The sequence below is a fragment of the Methylobacterium sp. J-118 genome, from assembly GCF_057836565.1.
This window is the reverse complement of the sequence record NZ_JBYQFA010000001.1, coordinates 1,242,784-1,258,201: the sequence shown is the minus strand read 5'-3', so window position 1 is coordinate 1,258,201 and position 15,418 is coordinate 1,242,784. Positions and strand designations below refer to the sequence as shown.

The 15,418-nt window shown below is 69.0% G+C and carries 14 protein-coding genes; 9 read left to right on the top strand and 5 right to left on the bottom strand.

Annotated elements, in window-relative coordinates:
• Positions 1-109 precede the first annotated feature (109 nt).
• The gene (locus tag AC3IF3_RS06080; RefSeq protein WP_243972901.1) at positions 110-625 is read left to right on the top strand and encodes a CreA family protein; all 516 of its coding nucleotides are present in this window, start codon (positions 110-112) and stop codon (positions 623-625) included.
• Positions 626-656: 31 nt separating this feature from the next.
• Here AC3IF3_RS06080 and AC3IF3_RS06075 read toward each other — a convergent pair whose 3' ends face one another.
• Positions 657-1,004, bottom strand: coding sequence for a hypothetical protein (locus AC3IF3_RS06075; RefSeq protein ID WP_243972899.1), 348 nt, complete (start codon positions 1,002-1,004; stop codon positions 657-659).
• Between the two features lie 311 nt (positions 1,005-1,315).
• Between AC3IF3_RS06075 and cysS the strand changes: the two genes are divergently transcribed.
• Entirely contained in the window at positions 1,316-2,710 is a 1,395-nt protein-coding gene (gene cysS, locus AC3IF3_RS06070) for a cysteine--tRNA ligase (protein WP_489227823.1), read from the top strand.
• Between the two features lie 104 nt (positions 2,711-2,814).
• Positions 2,815-3,564 carry a S1 family peptidase gene (locus AC3IF3_RS06065; RefSeq protein WP_243972895.1) on the top strand — a complete coding sequence of 250 codons (750 nt, stop codon included), beginning with the start codon at positions 2,815-2,817 and terminating at the stop codon, positions 3,562-3,564.
• 222 nt (positions 3,565-3,786) lie between these two features.
• Here AC3IF3_RS06065 and ctrA read toward each other — a convergent pair whose 3' ends face one another.
• A complete protein-coding gene (ctrA, locus tag AC3IF3_RS06060; RefSeq protein ID WP_161393306.1) occupies positions 3,787-4,488 on the bottom strand; it encodes a response regulator transcription factor CtrA in 702 nt (233 codons plus the stop codon).
• Positions 4,489-4,909: 421 nt separating this feature from the next.
• On the opposite strand from ctrA, the gene fliI reads away from it, so the two are divergent.
• From fliI to AC3IF3_RS06045, 3 genes are all read left to right on the top strand, one after another.
• A complete protein-coding gene (gene fliI / locus AC3IF3_RS06055; RefSeq protein WP_243971365.1) occupies positions 4,910-6,262 on the top strand; it encodes a flagellar protein export ATPase FliI in 1,353 nt (450 codons plus the stop codon).
• A gap of 61 nt (positions 6,263-6,323) precedes the next feature.
• A complete protein-coding gene (gene fliJ, locus AC3IF3_RS06050; RefSeq protein WP_243971368.1) occupies positions 6,324-6,731 on the top strand; it encodes a flagellar export protein FliJ in 408 nt (135 codons plus the stop codon).
• Positions 6,732-6,876: 145 nt separating this feature from the next.
• Complete coding sequence (locus AC3IF3_RS06045) at positions 6,877-7,944, top strand: lysylphosphatidylglycerol synthase domain-containing protein (RefSeq protein WP_489227821.1); 1,068 nt, start codon at positions 6,877-6,879, stop codon at positions 7,942-7,944.
• A 266-nt stretch (positions 7,945-8,210) separates the two neighbouring features.
• On the opposite strand, the gene flhA is transcribed toward AC3IF3_RS06045, so the two are convergent.
• Entirely contained in the window at positions 8,211-10,358 is a 2,148-nt protein-coding gene (flhA, locus tag AC3IF3_RS06040) for a flagellar biosynthesis protein FlhA (protein ID WP_489227819.1), read from the bottom strand.
• Positions 10,359-10,604: 246 nt separating this feature from the next.
• Between flhA and AC3IF3_RS06035 the strand changes: the two genes are divergently transcribed.
• Positions 10,605-11,195, top strand: coding sequence for a hypothetical protein (locus tag AC3IF3_RS06035; RefSeq protein ID WP_243971373.1), 591 nt, complete (start codon positions 10,605-10,607; stop codon positions 11,193-11,195).
• A 28-nt stretch (positions 11,196-11,223) separates the two neighbouring features.
• Here AC3IF3_RS06035 and AC3IF3_RS06030 read toward each other — a convergent pair whose 3' ends face one another.
• Together AC3IF3_RS06030 and AC3IF3_RS06025 are read right to left on the bottom strand one after the other, a co-directional pair.
• Positions 11,224-12,465 carry a KpsE/RkpR family capsule polysaccharide export protein gene (locus AC3IF3_RS06030; RefSeq protein WP_489220119.1) on the bottom strand — a complete coding sequence of 414 codons (1,242 nt, stop codon included), beginning with the start codon at positions 12,463-12,465 and terminating at the stop codon, positions 11,224-11,226.
• Positions 12,466-12,602: 137 nt separating this feature from the next.
• On the bottom strand, positions 12,603-13,256 hold the full coding sequence (locus AC3IF3_RS06025; protein ID WP_243971377.1) for an ABC transporter ATP-binding protein: 654 nt from the start codon (positions 13,254-13,256) through the stop codon (positions 12,603-12,605).
• 316 nt (positions 13,257-13,572) lie between these two features.
• Between AC3IF3_RS06025 and AC3IF3_RS06020 the strand changes: the two genes are divergently transcribed.
• Together AC3IF3_RS06020 and frc are read left to right on the top strand one after the other, a co-directional pair.
• Positions 13,573-14,025, top strand: coding sequence for a PAS domain-containing protein (locus AC3IF3_RS06020; protein ID WP_489227817.1), 453 nt, complete (start codon positions 13,573-13,575; stop codon positions 14,023-14,025).
• 64 nt (positions 14,026-14,089) lie between these two features.
• Positions 14,090-15,340, top strand: coding sequence for a formyl-CoA transferase (gene frc, locus AC3IF3_RS06015; protein ID WP_489220117.1), 1,251 nt, complete (start codon positions 14,090-14,092; stop codon positions 15,338-15,340).
• Positions 15,341-15,418: the final 78 nt, after the last annotated feature.

Below are 15,418 nucleotides of genomic sequence, written 5' to 3'. Positions count from 1 at the left end.
GTGCGCATCCGCGCTTCGGGACCGAAGCAAAGACATCCTACGCCCCCTCGCAACACCGCGACACCCCTCCTACATCCCGCCCGCAAGCTTCAGGGGGGATTGGCCGGCGATGTGGTTTCGGAGTCTCACTTATGTCGGGCTTCTCGGGCTGGGGCTGGCCGCGGCCGGCCCGGCGGCGGCCCAGGAGCCCGACCGGATCTTCGACAAGTCGACGGTCTGGCGTCCGCTGACGCCCAACGACAAGCTCGTCGTCTACGGCGTGGACGATCCGGCGGTCTCGGGGGTCGCCTGCTGGTACACCCAGCCCGAGAAGGGCGGGATCAAGGGCACGCTGGGCCTCGCCGAGGACGTCTCGGACATCTCGCTGGCCTGCCGCCAGACCGGGCCGATCGCCTTCAAGGGCAAGCTCGGCCAGGGCGAGGTCGTATTCAGCGAGCGGCGTTCGCTGATCTTCAAGTCGATGCAGATCGTGCGCGGCTGCGACACGCGGCGCAATACGCTGATCTACATGGTCTATTCGGACAAGGTCATCCAGGGATCGCCGAAGAACTCGACTTCGGCGGTGCCGCTTGCCCCCTGGGGCACGGAGCCGGCGCCCAAATGCGCGGACGCCCTAAAGGGCTGACCGGGGGCGGGGTCGCCCCGTCCGGCCGGGTTCAATCCTGGCAGGTGATGCGGATCGGGCGCTCGGTCGGGGTCGAGATCGGCTGGCTGATGGCGCCGGTATATTCGTCGGCGGCGGCGACGCCGTAGGCATTGGCGGCGGCGTAGCCCTGCGCCTCGCACCACGCGTTGGCGACGACCTGACCGCAGCTGCTGCCGGGCGTCGTCAGGCACTCGCCGACGCCGTATCCGTCGCTCGACGGGATCAGGAAGGTCTTCTCGACGTGGCCGGGCGCCTTCGCGGGGGTCTCGCCGTCGCTGCCCGCCAGGGCGGCATGCGCCAGTCCGGCGGTGGCAAGGGCGGTCACAAGGGCGAGGAAACCGGTGGCCGAGCGTCGCATGGAGGGTCCTTGGGCACAGGATCTGTGGCGTGAGGAACGTCGGACGGACGGTCCGACGGCGCGGTTAAGGAAGCCTTACCCGGATGGCGCGAAGGCCTTCTCGAATTCCTCACGCTTTTGGGTTAGCCCGATCACGCGCGCCGCGCCGTCGCGGCGATGCAACAGGATGCGGTGGCGGTGTGGTTTGCGGCGCCACGGTTCTGCCGCTCTTCGCCGTGCGCGACCCGTAGGTCTTTGACGGCAGGGTGGATTTGGCCGGCGGTAGCGGGGCGTCGCGCGCCGGCCGCGGCGCCGGGCGGAGGATGGATTTCATGGCGCCGATGTTGCGGCTTCACAACACGCTGACCGGCACCAAGGAAACCTTCGCGCCGATCGATCCCGCGCATGTCCGGCTCTACGCCTGCGGCCCGACCGTCTACGACGCCGCCCATATCGGCAACGCCCGGCCGATCATCGTCTTCGACCTGCTCTTCCGGCTGCTGCGCCACCTCTACGGCCCGGCGCACGTGACCTACGCCCGCAACGTCACGGACGTGGACGACAAGATCAACGCCCGGGCGGCCGCGCGCGGGATCACCATCCGCGACCTCACCGACGGGACGCTGGCCCAGTTCCACCGGGACGTGCTCGACCTCGGCGTCCTCATGCCGGAGGACGTGAACGTGGCGGGCGAGCGGCCCCGCTTCGTCGAGCCGCGCGCCACCGACCACATCGCCGAGATGGTGGCGATGATCGAGGCGCTGGTCCGCGCGGGCCACGCCTACGTGGCGGAGGGCCACGTCCTGTTCGACGTGCCGTCGATGCCGGATTACGGCGGCCTGTCCCGGCGCCCCCTCGACGAGATGGAGGCCGGCGCCCGGGTCGAGGTCGCGCCCTACAAGCGCTCGCCCCTGGATTTCGTGCTGTGGAAGCCGTCGAAGCCCGGCGAGCCGTCCTGGCCGTCCCCCGCCGGGATCGCAGAGCCGGGCCGGCCCGGCTGGCATATCGAGTGCTCCGCGATGTCGGCGAAGCACCTCGGCAAAACCTTCGACATCCATGCGGGCGGGATCGACCTGATCTTCCCCCACCACGAGAACGAGGTGGCCCAGTCGCGCTGCTGCTTCGGCACGCCGGTGATGGCCAATGTCTGGCTGCACAACGGCTTCCTCCAGGTCGAGGGGGAGAAGATGTCGAAGTCGCTCGGCAACTTCATCACCATCCGCGACGTGTTGAAGGACTGGCCGGGGGAGGTGGTGCGGCTCACCATGCTCAAGACCCACTATCGGCAGCCGATCGACTGGACGCTGCGCGGGCTCGAGGAATCGAGCCGCGTGCTCGACCGGTGGTACAACGCCGCCGGGGACGAGCCCGCCGCCCCCGCCATGCCCGCCGCGGTGGTCGATGCCCTGTGCGACGACCTCAACACCCCGGCGGCGATCAACGAACTCCACCGGCTCGCGGGCGCCGAGGCGCAACCGGCGGGCCTGCGGGCGGGCGCGAACCTGTTCGGGCTGCTGACCCGCACCCGCAGCGGCCGCGAGCAGGAACAGGTCGCCGCCGCCGGCATCGACGTCGCGGCGGTCGAGGCGTTGATCGCCGAGCGCCGCGCCGCGCGGGCCGCCAAGGACTGGGCCGCCTCCGACCGGACCCGGGACGCGCTCGCGGCGTTGGGCGTGACCGTCAAGGACAACAAGGACGGCACGACCACCTGGACCGTAGCCCGCTGATCGCCGCGCCCGCGTCCTCTCGCCCGCTTGCGCGGGTCCGGGCGGACGGCATCTGTGGTTCGGGCCGTCCCATGGCGGGACACGGCGCCGGGAGGGATCCGCAGGTGAGTATCTTCACGACCTTCGGTGCGCGGTTCGCGGTTTTGGCGCTCGGGCTCGGCCTGTCCGGTCCGGCCGCAGCCATCGAGGGCGGCGCCCCGGCGGGACGGGACGCCCTGGCGCAGGCGACCGTCGCCATCGGCACGATCACCCAGCCCGAGGAGGCGCTGCGCCTGACCCGCTGCACCGGGGTGCTGATCGCCCCGGACCTCGTGCTGACGGCGGCGCATTGCGTGAACGGCGATCCCCTCGGCGCCCTGGTGGTGTTCTTCCGCGGCAGCGAGCCGGCGGGGCGGGTCTACGCGGCCCGGATCGCCGCCCGCTACAGTCCCGATCCCGGGGAGATGCTGCCGAACGCGGCGCCGGACGTCAGCCTCGCCGACCTCTCCCTCGACCTCGCCGTGCTGCGCCTCACCGAGCCGGTGCGCGACCGGCGCCCGATCGCCCTGGCGACCGAGCCGCGCCGGGTGCCCAAGAGCCTGCGGATCGCCGGGGCGGGCCTCTCCGGGCGCATGGTCGGGCGGCTGCGGACCGCCAGCCTCACGCCGCTCGCGGCCAGCAGTACGGGACTGACCATCGCGCGGGCGAACGGCGCCCGGGTCTGCTTCGGCGATTCCGGCGGGCCGGTGGTCGCGCAGGATCGGGGCGGCACCTACGTCTGGGGGATCGCCAGCGCCGTGATCAGCCGGTCCGCCCCCTGCGGCGGCTACGTGGTGATCGCCCCGGCCGCCCAGGTGTTCACGGGACAGCGCTGAGGCTGCCGGTCCACCAACCCGCGATCGCGTTCTCAGCTACAAGCGTAGCGGGTCTCACGGGAGAATGGCCGATCCTGACTTCGTATTCGGCGCCGCCGCGCTGAAAGAAGAGCACTTTTCCCTCCCCCTTGCGGGGAGGAGCGTGCGTTGCGACCGTCCGACAATGCGAAAACCCCGCGCGGTCGGACCGCACGGGCTTTTCGGGACCGGATGGGAGGCGGTTCAGACCGCCATGCGCTCCTCGCCGTCCATCGGCTCGCGCAGCACGTAGCCGCGGCCCCAGACGGTTTCGATGTAGTTCTTGCCCTGGCTGGCGTTGGCGAGCTTCTTACGCAGCTTGCAGATGAACACGTCGATGATCTTCAGCTCGGGCTCGTCCATGCCGCCGTAGAGATGGTTGAGGAACATCTCCTTGGTGAGCGTCGTGCCCTTCCGGAGGGAGAGGAGTTCCAGCATCTGGTACTCCTTGCCGGTCAGGTGCACCCGGGCGCCGCCGACCTCGACGGTCTTCTGGTCGAGGTTCACGATCAGGTCGCCGGTGGTGATCACCGACTGGGCGTGGCCCTTCGAGCGGCGCACGATGGCGTGGATGCGGGCGACCAGCTCGTCCTTGTGGAACGGCTTGGTGAGGTAGTCGTCCGCCCCGAAGCCCAGACCCTTCACCTTGTCCTCGATGCCGGCCATGCCGGACAGGATCAGGATCGGCGTCTTGACCTTCGCCACCCGCAGGTTGCGCAGCACCTCGTAGCCCGACATGTCGGGCAGGTTCAGATCGAGGAGGATGATGTCGTAATCGTAGAGCTTGCCGAGATCGATCCCTTCCTCACCCAGGTCGGTGGTGTAGGTGTTGAAGTTCTCGGACTTGAGCATCAACTCGATGCTCTGCGCGGTCGCGCTGTCGTCCTCGATCAAAAGTACCCGCATCGTCGGTCCCCAGCCCAGCCGGCCGCATCAGCGCGCAGACACGTCCCCACCGTTCGCCCGCCACCGGCCTGTGGACGGGCGCTCCGTCGCTCTTGACGTGGAACGCTATGGATTAATCGTTAACAAAACCTGATTCCCACCCGCAAGCGGCTCGTTCCCGGATCCGCGCGTTTGACCGGAGGAATGTTGCTCCTCCGGCCCCGTTCACGGCCGTGATTCCACCCCGTTCGCGGCCAGGGCATCCGCCCTGGCGGTGTAAGTACTTCTCACGCAACGCTTCGCTCAGACCTGTGGTTCACCGGACACAGGGGCCCGACTTTTCGTCGAGCTTGGCCGTCGAACACCGCCGGATCGAGCCGCTACGTGCCCGTCCAGCGCAGTGTTAAGGAGGCCGGTAAACGAAGCGTTGAGAGCGCGGCTCATGACACAGGATTCGGCAAGATCCGTCTCTTCGCTGGCGGCGGCGCGGGCGGCCCTGGACCGTGTCGAGGTGCTGGAGACCTTCGGCCGGGTCGTGGCGATCCGCGGCCTCCTCGTGGAGGTCGCCGGACCGGTCGCCGCCATGCGGCTCGGCGGCCGGATCGACGTGGAGGGGGCGAACGGCCACGGGCTGGTGCCCTGCGAGATCATCGGCTTCCAGGGCGACCGGGCGCTCGCCATGCCGTTCGGATCCCTGGAGGGCGTCCGCCGCGGCTGCCCGGCCTATGTGCGCGATGAATCGGCCGGCGCGATCCGCCCCTCCGGGGGCTGGCTGGGCCGGGTGGTCGACGCCCTGGGTCGGCCGGTGGACGGGATCGGGCCCCTCCCGCAGGGGCCGGACGTCTACGCCCTCCGGGCCGATCCGCCCCCCGCGCACGCCCGCAGCCGGGTCGGGCCGCCGCTGGATCTCGGCGTCCGGTGCATCAACACCTTCCTGACCATGTGCGCCGGTCAGCGGATGGGCATCTTCGCGGGCTCCGGCGTCGGAAAGTCGGTGCTGCTCTCGATGCTCGCCCGCTACACCGCCGCCGACGTGGCGGTGATCGGCCTCGTCGGCGAGCGCGGCCGCGAGGTCCAGGAGTTTCTCCAGGACGATCTCGGCGCCGCCGGGCTGGCCCGCTCGGTCGTGGTGGTGGCCACCTCCGACGAGCCGGCGCTCATGCGCCGCAACGCCGCCTACGCGACCCTCTCGATCGCCGAGTATTTCCGCGATCAGGGCGCCAAGGTCCTGTGCATGATCGACTCGATCACGCGCTTCGCCATGGCGCAGCGCGACATCGGCCTCGCGGCGGGGGAGCCGCCCACCGCCAAGGGCTACACCCCGACGGTCTTCTCGGAACTGCCGCGCCTGCTCGAACGGGCCGGGCCCGGGGTCGGGCAGGGGACGATCTCGGCGCTGTTCACCGTCCTGGTCGAGGGCGACGATCACAATGAGCCCGTGGCCGACGCCGTCCGCGGTATCCTCGACGGCCACATCGTCATGGAGCGGGCCATCGCCGAGCGCGGGCGCTACCCGGCGATCAACGTGCTGCGCTCGGTCTCGCGGACCATGCCGCGCTCCTGCGATCCGGCCTATCTGCCGGTGGTCCGCCGGGCCCGCCGGGTGCTGTCCACCTATGCCGATATGGAGGAGCTGATCCGCCTGGGCGCCTACCGCGCCGGCTCCTCGCAGGAGGTCGACGAGGCCGTGGCGCTCATGCCGCACCTTGAGGCTTTTCTGGGGCAAAGTAAGGAAGAAGCAACGTCCATCGGCGATGGTTACGCACGGCTCGGCCAGATCGTCGGCGGGGCCTAGGGGCACGGGCCGGGCGCGATCCCGGGCGGGGCCTTGAGCGTTGCGTGGAGTGAGCGTCCAGATGAAATCGCGTGACACGCTGATCCGCTTGCGCCGCTTCCAGGTCGACGAGAAGCGCCGTCGCGTGACCCAGATCGAGATGATGATGGCCGACTTCCAGCGGATGGCGGTGGAGCTCGACCGCGAGGTCTCCGTGGAGGAGGCCCGCGCTGGCATCACCGATGTCGGTCATTTCGCCTACCCGACCTATGCCCGCGCGGCGGCCACCCGCCGGGACAACATGCGCCAGTCCGCCCAGGCGCTGGAGGGCCAGCTCGCCGAGGCCAAGGCCGAGCTCGGCGAGGCCTTCGAGGAACTGAAGAAGGTCGAGATCCTCAACGATCGCGAGCGCACCGCCGAGCGGGTGGCCGAATCGGTTCGCGATCAGGCCGCGATGGACGGAATCGGGCTGAACCGCGCCCGGGGCTGAGGCGGGTCGCGGCGGCGGGCTTGACCGGGCCCGCGGCACGAAACCGTCATGATCCCCTGACAAGGGGGTTCCACGGTGGCGTCACGCCGCTTGCAGGGCGTCGCATGACGGCGCATCAGGGGCACTCCCCGGGGCGTCGGTGTTCATGAAGAAGATCAGCGAGTTCATCTGGCCGGTCATCGGCCTCGCCGCCGTCGTCGTGTCGGGTTACTTCCTCTACCAGGAATTGAAGACTACATCCCTCGCGGCGATCTGGGCCGCGATCCTCGCGATCCCGCCGCACCGGATCCTGCTGGCGGCGTTCTCGACCCTGGTCGCTTACGCGGCCCTGGCCTGGTACGACCGGATCGCGCTGCTGCATCTGGGGGTGCGCCACATCTCGTGGCAGTTCGTCTCGCTCTGTTCCTTCACGACCTACGCGCTCTCGCACAATATCGGCGCCTCGGTCTTCTCAGGCGCCCTGGTGCGCTATCGGGCCTATACGGCCAAGGGGCTGACGGCGGCGCAGGTCGCCGTCCTGGTCGCCCTGTGCTCCTTCACGTTCTTCCTCGGCACGGTCCTACTCGGCGGTTTCACCCTAGTGGTCGACCCGAAGCTTCTGTCGCGGCTCGAAGGCAAGCTGCCGGGCTTCCTCACCGATCCCAAGGCCGCGCTGATCGTCGGCATCGGCATGCTGGGCTTCGTCGGGCTGTACGTGATCGGCTCGATCCTGCGCCTGCGGCCGCTGCATATCCGCGCCTTCAAGCTCGAATATCCCCGCCCGGGCATCATGGCCCGGCAGCTCCTGGCCGCGCCGCTGGAGCTGCTCGGCGCGGCAGGCATCATCTACTTCGCCCTGCCGGACGCGATGAATCCCGGCTTCATCCCGGTGCTCGCGATCTTCCTGGCCTCGTTCTCGGTGGCCTTGGCCTCGCATGCCCCGGGCGGCCTCGGCGTGTTCGAGATCGTGTTCATCACCGCGATGCACATCACCGACGAGGCCCAGAAGGATGCGATCATCGCGGCGGTGATCATCTTCCGGATCTTCTATTTCTGGATCCCGGCCCTGATCTCGGTGATCGTGGTGATCGCCTTCGAGCGCTCGCGGCTGGCCGCGGCCATCGGCACCGCCGCGCAGGGACCGAAGGCGACCCCGGTGCCGGAGCCGCCCGTCACCATCCCCGGCCTCGACGCCCACGAGCTGGAGCGGGAGCTCAAGCAGAAGGCGGTGTGAGACCGGCGGCCGGGCGCGTCCACCGTCGTGGACGACGAGGACGGGCGGGCTCCGCGTCTCTCCCCCCGCGGAGGGGGAGGGTGCAAATCGGTTCTGCACCGCACACCTTTCGACCGGGCAATGATCCCAAACCCGATCTGTGGCTCCGGTAGCCCGCAGCTCGGAAGGCGAGGCGCGGGTCCGGCCCGCTTCGCCCCGAACTGGAACGTCGAAGAAGCAGCGCAGCGCTGCCGGCGCAGGGGAATGCCCAACCGCCTGCGGTCCACTCAGATCGAGTTCACCGTCCGCAGCCGCGCCCGCGGATGGATCTCGGCCTGGCTCATCACCGGGGTTTCCCGGCGGAACCGCTCGATGATCGAGCGCACGAAGGGCCGGGTCTGGCTCGAGGTGACCAGGACCGGCATCTCGCCCTGGCGGGCCGCCGTCTCGAAGCGGTCGCGCACCGCCGTGACAAATTCGCTGAGCTTCGAGGGCTGCATCGCGAGGTAGCGTTCCTCCCGCTCGCCGACGATCGCGTCCAGGAAGGCCTGCTCCCAGGCCGGCGACAGGGTGATGATCGGCAAGGTGCCGTTCTGATCCTGGTACTGGGCGCAGATCTGGCGGCCGAGCCGGGCGCGGACGTGCTCGACCACGTCGCGGGGGTTCTTCACGCCGCCCGCCACCTCCGCGACCGCCTCGACGATCGCGCCGAGATCGCGGATCGAGACGCGCTCGGCCAGCATGAACTGCAGCACCCGCTGGATGCCGGTGGTGGAGATCTGCGACGGCACGATCTCCTTGAGCAGCTCGGCATGCTCCTTGGGCAATTCGCGCAGCAGCTTCGAGACCTCGACGTGGTTGAGGAGTTCGGAGACATGCGCCTTGATCACCTCCGTGAGGTGCGTCGAGACCACTGTGGCGGCGTCCACCACCGTGTAGCCCTTGAGCTGGGCCTGATCGCGGAGCGAGGCGTCGATCCAGGTCGCCGGCAGGCCGAAGGTCGGCTCCAGCATGTGCTGGCCCGGCAGCTGCACCTGCCCGCCCATCGGGTCCATCGCCATGAACTGGCCCGGGAAGATCCGGCCGGTGCCGGCCTCGATCTCCTTCACCCGGACCACGTAGGTGTTGGCGTCGAGCTGGACGTTGTCGAGGATGCGCACGGACGGCATCACGAAGCCCAGTTCCGCCGCGAGCTGCCGGCGCAGGGCCTTGATCTGATCGGTCAGCCGGTCCTGCCCCTCGCCGTTGACCAGGGCGAGGAGGGCGTAGCCCATCTCGAGCTTCAGGTCGTCGAGCTTCAAGAGGTCGGTGACCGTCTCCTCCTTGGCGGCCGCCGCGGCCGCGACCGCCTTGGCGTCGATCGGGACGCCCTCCGCGTCGACGAGCGGTGCCTCCTTGGCGGTCTTGCTGATCCGCCACGCGGCGTAGCCCGCTCCCCCGCCGAGCAGGAGGAACGGCAGCATCGGCATCCCGGGCAGCAGGGCGATCAGCAGCATCACGGCCGCCGACATGCCGAGCGCCTTCGGATAATGCGCGAGCTGCTTGCCGAGCGCCTTGTCGGCCGCGCCCTTCACGCCGGCCTTCGAGACGAGGAGGCCCGCGGCCGTGGAGACGATCAGGGCCGGGACTTGGCTGGCCAGGCCGTCGCCGATGGTCAGCAGCGTGTAGCTCTTGGCCGCCTCCCCGAAGCTCAGGCCCTGCTGTGCCACCCCGATGATGATGCCGCCCACGACGTTGATGAAGGTGATCATCAGGGCCGCCATCGCGTCGCCGCGGACGAATTTCGAGGCACCGTCCATGGCGCCGAAGAAGGACGATTCCTCCTCCAGCGCCGCGCGCCGGGCCTTGGCGGCCTTCTCGTCGATCAGCCCCGCCGACAGATCGGCGTCGATGGCCATCTGCTTGCCGGGCATCGCATCGAGGGTGAAGCGGGCCGCGACCTCGGCGATGCGGCCCGAGCCCTTCGTGATGACCACGAAGTTCACGATGATCAGGATCGCGAACACGATGATCCCGATGACGAAATTGCCGCCCATCACGAAGTGGCCGAAGGCCTCGATCACCTGGCCCGCCGCCGCCGTGCCCTCGTGGCCGTGGCCGAGGATCAGGCGGGTCGAGGCGAGATTGAGGGCCAGCCGCAGCATCGTCGCGATGAGCAGCAGGGTCGGGAAGACCGTGAATTCCAGCGGGTTGTCGATCGACAAGCCGGTCATCATGATCAGCACCGAGGTGATGATCGAGACCGCCAGCAGCAGGTCGAGCAGCATGGCCGGCAGCGGGAAGATCAGGACCGCGAGGATCCCCAGCACGCCGGTGGCGAACAGGAGGTCCGAGCGCTTCGACAGGGCCTGCATGTCGCCGCGGGTGGGCAGCGCGAACTGTCCCAGCATCGCTGCGACGCCCGTTCGTGCCGGCGCGATCGCCGTCTCCGCCATCGATCCCACCCATCGCCCTCCGCCGCGGATGCATCCCGCGCGACGGACCCGGCAAGATCTGCCGGGCGGATGGTTAGCGGTCCGTTAAGGCGGTCGCGGCGCAGGACGGGAACCCGGTGCGGCCCCGCCGCTTGATCGGTCGGCGATCGCACCGCGCGGGACTGCGGGACCAATCCCGGGCTGCACCGACCGGCAGTGCCGTCGCCGAGCATCCGGGCCCACGGCCCGTCGACTCGGGAGACTTCCATGGCCGCGCGCGCTCTGACCGCTCTGTTCGATGATTACGAGGCCGCTGCCCGGGCGGTGGATCAGATGGAGGCGGCCGGCATCCCCCACGCCGACATCAGCATCATCTCGAACCGGGGCGAGCCCGGCGCCACCGCGCTGCCGCCGATCGACAAGGCGCACGAACCGGTCGAGGCAGTGGATTCCGCCGGCACCGGCGCGACGGTCGGGACCGTGCTCGGCGGCGGTGCGGGCCTGCTCGCCGGCCTCGGGCTTCTCGCCATCCCCGGCCTCGGCCCGGTCGTGGCCGCGGGCTGGCTCGTGGCGACCGTCACCGCCGCCGGCGTCGGGGCCGCCGCCGGAGGGCTGATCGGCGGTCTCACCGGGGCGGGGTTGAGCGAGGGCGAGGCCGAGACCTACGCCGAGGGCGTTCGACGGGGCGGCACCCTGGTGACGGTCCGGGTCGAGGATTCCCGGGCCGACCATGTGCTGACCATCCTGGATCAGGCGGGCTCGATCGATCTCGATGAGCGTGCCGACGGCTGGCGGTCGCAGGGCTGGACCGGTGGAACCGTCGGTCCGGCGGCCGGCCGGTCCGACATCCCGGCCTGAACCGTCCGCCGCTCCCGAGGGCGGACCGTCAGGACATCATCTTGCGGGCGAACATCGCGGCCGCGAACAGGACCGCGGCGCCCGCGGTGACGAGGCTGATCATCAGCATCCGGCGCGGCTCGGTCGAGGATTCGGCCCGGACCGGCTCCACGATCGGGCTGAAGAACTCGATCTGCCGGGATGCGACGATGCGGGCGCGCTCGTAGGCGGTCAGCACCTGCTGATAGTATTTCTCGGCGTTCTTGCGATCGTTCTCGAGCGCCTCGAACCGCGTCAGCGCGTCCGAGAGCAGCCGCTTCTGCTCCGGATCCTGGCTGGCGGATTGCCGCTCGATCCGGTTGATGTTGTCGTCGAGATCCCTGATCTGCTGCTTGATGTCGATGATCCGGCGGGATTCCGGCCCGAGGTCGCGCTGGCCGATGGCGAGCTGGACCGCGAGATTGATGCGGGCCGCGCGCAGCTCGGCCACCATCTTCAGATTGACTTCGTTCGACTTCTGCGCGTCGAGCACGCCCTCGCGGTTGCGCAGGTCCCGCATCGCGACGCGGATCTTGGTCATCCGCTCTTCGGCGAGCTTCAGCTCGCGGGTGCTCTCGGCCACCGCATCCTCACGCGCCTTGACGCTGAGGTCGTTCACCATCCGCTCGGCCTCCTTCATGACGGCCTTGGTGATGGCGAGGGACTGATCCGGGTCGAACGCCTGGACGCTGACCGCCATGATCCCGGATCCGGGCTCGATCTCGATATCGACGCGCCGCTTCCAGTAGCGAAGGAACTTCTCGATCGGCTTATTCGGGTCGAAGCGCGAGAAATAATCGATGCCCTCGTTGCCGAACCACTCGCGCAGGGGCAGCTGCGCCTCGAGCGTCTCCAGCATCGGTCGGCTCAGGATGTATTCGTGGGTGATCATCGTGTCCTGAGCCACCATCTGGCTCGGCACACCCGAACTGGTCCCGACCGAATCCGGGGTCGCCTTGTCGGCCGTGCCGATGGCCGGCCGGATCGCGAACCGCGCTTCGGTGACGTACCGGTCCGAGGCGATCAGCCCGTAATAGACCGCCCCGGCCAGCGCCGGCAGCACGAAGCACAGCGCGAACAGAACCGGGACCCAGGGATCGTTCTTGACGTGGCTCTGGTAGGACCGGATGCCCTTCTTGCGGTCGGCGAAGCGCGACATGCGGGCGATCTGGCGCAGCGACTCGGTGATCGCCTGCTGGCGGGCCGCAGTCGTGACCGGCTGCCCCTCGGCTTTCCGGATCTCCATGTTCATGGCTTGATTCCCGGCCTCCCCGGCCTCGAAGGTCGACCCCCGCCGAGGCTCTCGACCGGGCCGCAGCGCACGCGTCCGAAGCCTGTCCCACGCGGAGACGGCAAAAGCATGTCTTTACGGCCGCGCCACGTCCCGGCTCACGCGTTCAGGCGCCGATAGACCTCGATGGCGTCGTTGACGTCCTCGTAGATGATCGCGCGGCCGTTGAGCAGCACGAGGCCCTGCGAGCACCATTGCCGGATCACCTCCATGGAGTGCGAGACCATGATGACGTCGGCATGCTTGCGGCGCTGGGAGAAGACCTCGTCGCAGCGCTTGGAGAACCGGGCGTCGCCGACCGAGGTGATCTCGTCGATCAGGTAGCAGTCGAACGGGATCGCCATGCTCATCCCGAAGGCGAGGCGCGCGCCCATGCCCGACGAGTAGGTGTAGATCGGCACGTCCAGGTAGCTGCCGAGCTCCGAGAAGTCCTCGACGAATTCCAGGACCTTCCGCGGATCCTCCCCGTAGATCCGGGCCACGAACATCACGTTGTCGCGGCCGGTCATCTTCGGGTGGAACCCGCCCGCGAAGCCGAGCGGCCACGAGACCCGCAGGCCGCGGTGGATCTTGCCCCGGGTCGGGTCCTCGGTCCCGGCGATCAGCCGCATCGTGGTCGACTTGCCGGCGCCGTTGATGCCGAGGATCCCGTAGGAGACGCCCGGCTTCAGGGTGAACGACGCGTGTTCCAGGATGGTCCGCTTGTGACCGTCCGTCCGGTAGACCTTGCTGACTTTCTCGAATCGGATCACCGGGGTGGTCTCCAGAGCGGATCGCCGAACCGCCGGTCCGAGCTGTCGGATGGGCGCGCTCCTGCCCGCCGAAAGCGGCAAATCTGAGAACGCGCCCGACCCGGACGGCCACCCCGAGGCCCCTCTCCGAACAGACGGGCTACAGAACGGGCCAGCATGAAAGTGCAGCTCGTGGCCGCGTCATTGACGCATTCCGGCATATGGCATACCAAATACCAGCGGGTCGGGCGTAGATCAGCGGTGCTGGGCCGACGATCTGGAACTTTAACTCCAGGCAGAGGGAGAAAGGTCGTCCATGTCCGACGCGGAGACCCGCATGCCAGCCGGTGCCTCGTCCGACGTCGCCCGGTTCATCTCCGCCATCGGGGACGCCGTGGTGGTGGCCGACCCAGAGGGTGCGATCACGGTCTGGAACCCGGCCGCCGAGCGGATCTTCGGCTTCGCCGCCGCGGAGGCTCTGGGCCGGACCCTGGACCTGATCACGCCCGAGCGGCACCGCCGCCGTCACTGGGATAGCTACGCGAAGACGATGCAGACCGGCATCACCCGCTACGGAGCGGAGACCCTGAGGGTGCCGGCGATCCACAAGGACGGGAGCCAGCTCTCCATCGCCTTCACGGTGGGGATGGTGCGCGACGCGTCCGACCGGATCACGGGAATCGTCGCGGTGATCCGCGACGAGACCGAGCGCTGGACCGCGGAGAAGCAGCTGCGCCAGCGCGTGGCCGAACTCGAAGCCGCATCGGATCGACCGGACCGGGCCTCCTGAGTCCCGGCGGGCCGCCCGGGGCCGCCATCACCGAAACTGCCATCACCGACAGGGAGAACGCCCCATGAGCAAGCCGCTGGAAGGGATCAAGATCATCGACTTCACGCACGTCCAGGCGGGGCCCGCCTGCACGCAGTTGCTGGCGTGGTTCGGGGCCGACGTCATCAAGGTCGAGCGCCCCGGCTCCGGCGACGTCACCCGCACGCAGCTGCGCCACGTCGAGGACGCGGATGCCCTCTACTTTACGATGCTCAACTCCAACAAGCGCTCGCTCACCCTGGATACCAAGACCCAGGCCGGCAAGGAGGTTCTGGAGAAGCTGATCAAGGATTCCGACGTCATGGTCGAGAATTTCGGCCCTGGCGCGCTCGACCGGATGGGCTTCTCCTGGGCGCGGATCCAGGCGCTGAACCCGGGCATGATCCTCGCCTCCGTGAAGGGCTTCTCGGACGGCCATCATTACGAGGATCTGAAGGTCTACGAGAACGTCGCGCAATGCGCCGGCGGCGCCGCCTCGACCACCGGCTTCTGGGATGGGCCGCCCACCGTCAGCGCCGCGGCTCTGGGTGATTCCAACACCGGCATGCACCTGGCCATCGGCATCCTCACGGCGCTCCACCACAAGAACAAGTCCGGCACCGGCCAGAAGGTCGCCGTGTCGATGCAGGATTCGGTCATCAACCTCTGCCGGGTGAAGCTGCGCGACCAGCAGCGCCTGGACGCGCTCGGCTACCTCGAGGAATATCCGCAATACCCCCACGGCGAATTCTCGGACGTGGTGCCGCGGGGCGGCAACGCGGGCGGCGGCGGCCAGCCGGGCTGGGTGCTCAAGTGCAAGGGCTGGGAGACCGACCCGAACGCCTACATCTACTTCACCATCCAGGGCCATGCCTGGGCGCCGATCTGCAAGGTGCTCGGCCGTGAGGAGTGGATCACCGATCCCGGCTACGACACCGCCCGCGCCCGGCAGGACAAGATCTTCGACATCTTCAAGACCATCGAGGAATGGCTCGCGGACAAGACCAAGTTCGAGGCCGTCGACATCCTGCGCACCTACGACATCCCGTGCGCGCCGGTGCTGTCGATGAAGGAGATCGCCGAGGACAAGTCCCTGCGCGCCAGCGGCACCGTGGTCGAGGTCCCGCACCCGAAGCTCGGCTCGTACCTGACCGTCGGAAGCCCGATCAAGTTCTCCGACATGAGCGTTGAGGTGAAGGCCTCGCCGCTGCTGGGCGAGCACACCGACGAGGTGCTGCAGGGCCTCGGCTACACGCCGGACCAGATCCGGGCCATGCACGAGGCCCGGGCGGTCTGACCGAGACCCTCCGACCTCTGCTATCCTGAGACAGGGCGGCGCCGGCCCGCGCCGTCCTGTCGCTGTGCGAGCCGCGGA

Excerpts from the sequence above, each read along its gene's own strand:
- fliI (WP_243971365.1), top strand. The coding sequence starts at position 4,910 with ATGACACAGGATTCGGCAAGATCCGTCTCTTCGCTGGCGGCGGCGCGG.
- AC3IF3_RS06075 (WP_243972899.1), bottom strand. The coding sequence starts at position 1,004 with ATGCGACGCTCGGCCACCGGTTTCCTCGCCCTTGTGACCGCCCTTGCC.
- cysS (WP_489227823.1), top strand. The coding sequence starts at position 1,316 with ATGGCGCCGATGTTGCGGCTTCACAACACGCTGACCGGCACCAAGGAA.
- AC3IF3_RS06030 (WP_489220119.1), bottom strand. The coding sequence starts at position 12,465 with ATGAACATGGAGATCCGGAAAGCCGAGGGGCAGCCGGTCACGACTGCG.
- fliJ (WP_243971368.1), top strand. The coding sequence starts at position 6,324 with ATGAAATCGCGTGACACGCTGATCCGCTTGCGCCGCTTCCAGGTCGAC.
- AC3IF3_RS06080 (WP_243972901.1), top strand. The coding sequence starts at position 110 with ATGTGGTTTCGGAGTCTCACTTATGTCGGGCTTCTCGGGCTGGGGCTG.
- frc (WP_489220117.1), top strand. The coding sequence starts at position 14,090 with ATGAGCAAGCCGCTGGAAGGGATCAAGATCATCGACTTCACGCACGTC.
- AC3IF3_RS06020 (WP_489227817.1), top strand. The coding sequence starts at position 13,573 with ATGCCAGCCGGTGCCTCGTCCGACGTCGCCCGGTTCATCTCCGCCATC.
- flhA (WP_489227819.1), bottom strand. The coding sequence starts at position 10,358 with ATGGCGGAGACGGCGATCGCGCCGGCACGAACGGGCGTCGCAGCGATG.
- AC3IF3_RS06035 (WP_243971373.1), top strand. The coding sequence starts at position 10,605 with ATGGCCGCGCGCGCTCTGACCGCTCTGTTCGATGATTACGAGGCCGCT.
- ctrA (WP_161393306.1), bottom strand. The coding sequence starts at position 4,488 with ATGCGGGTACTTTTGATCGAGGACGACAGCGCGACCGCGCAGAGCATC.
- AC3IF3_RS06045 (WP_489227821.1), top strand. The coding sequence starts at position 6,877 with ATGAAGAAGATCAGCGAGTTCATCTGGCCGGTCATCGGCCTCGCCGCC.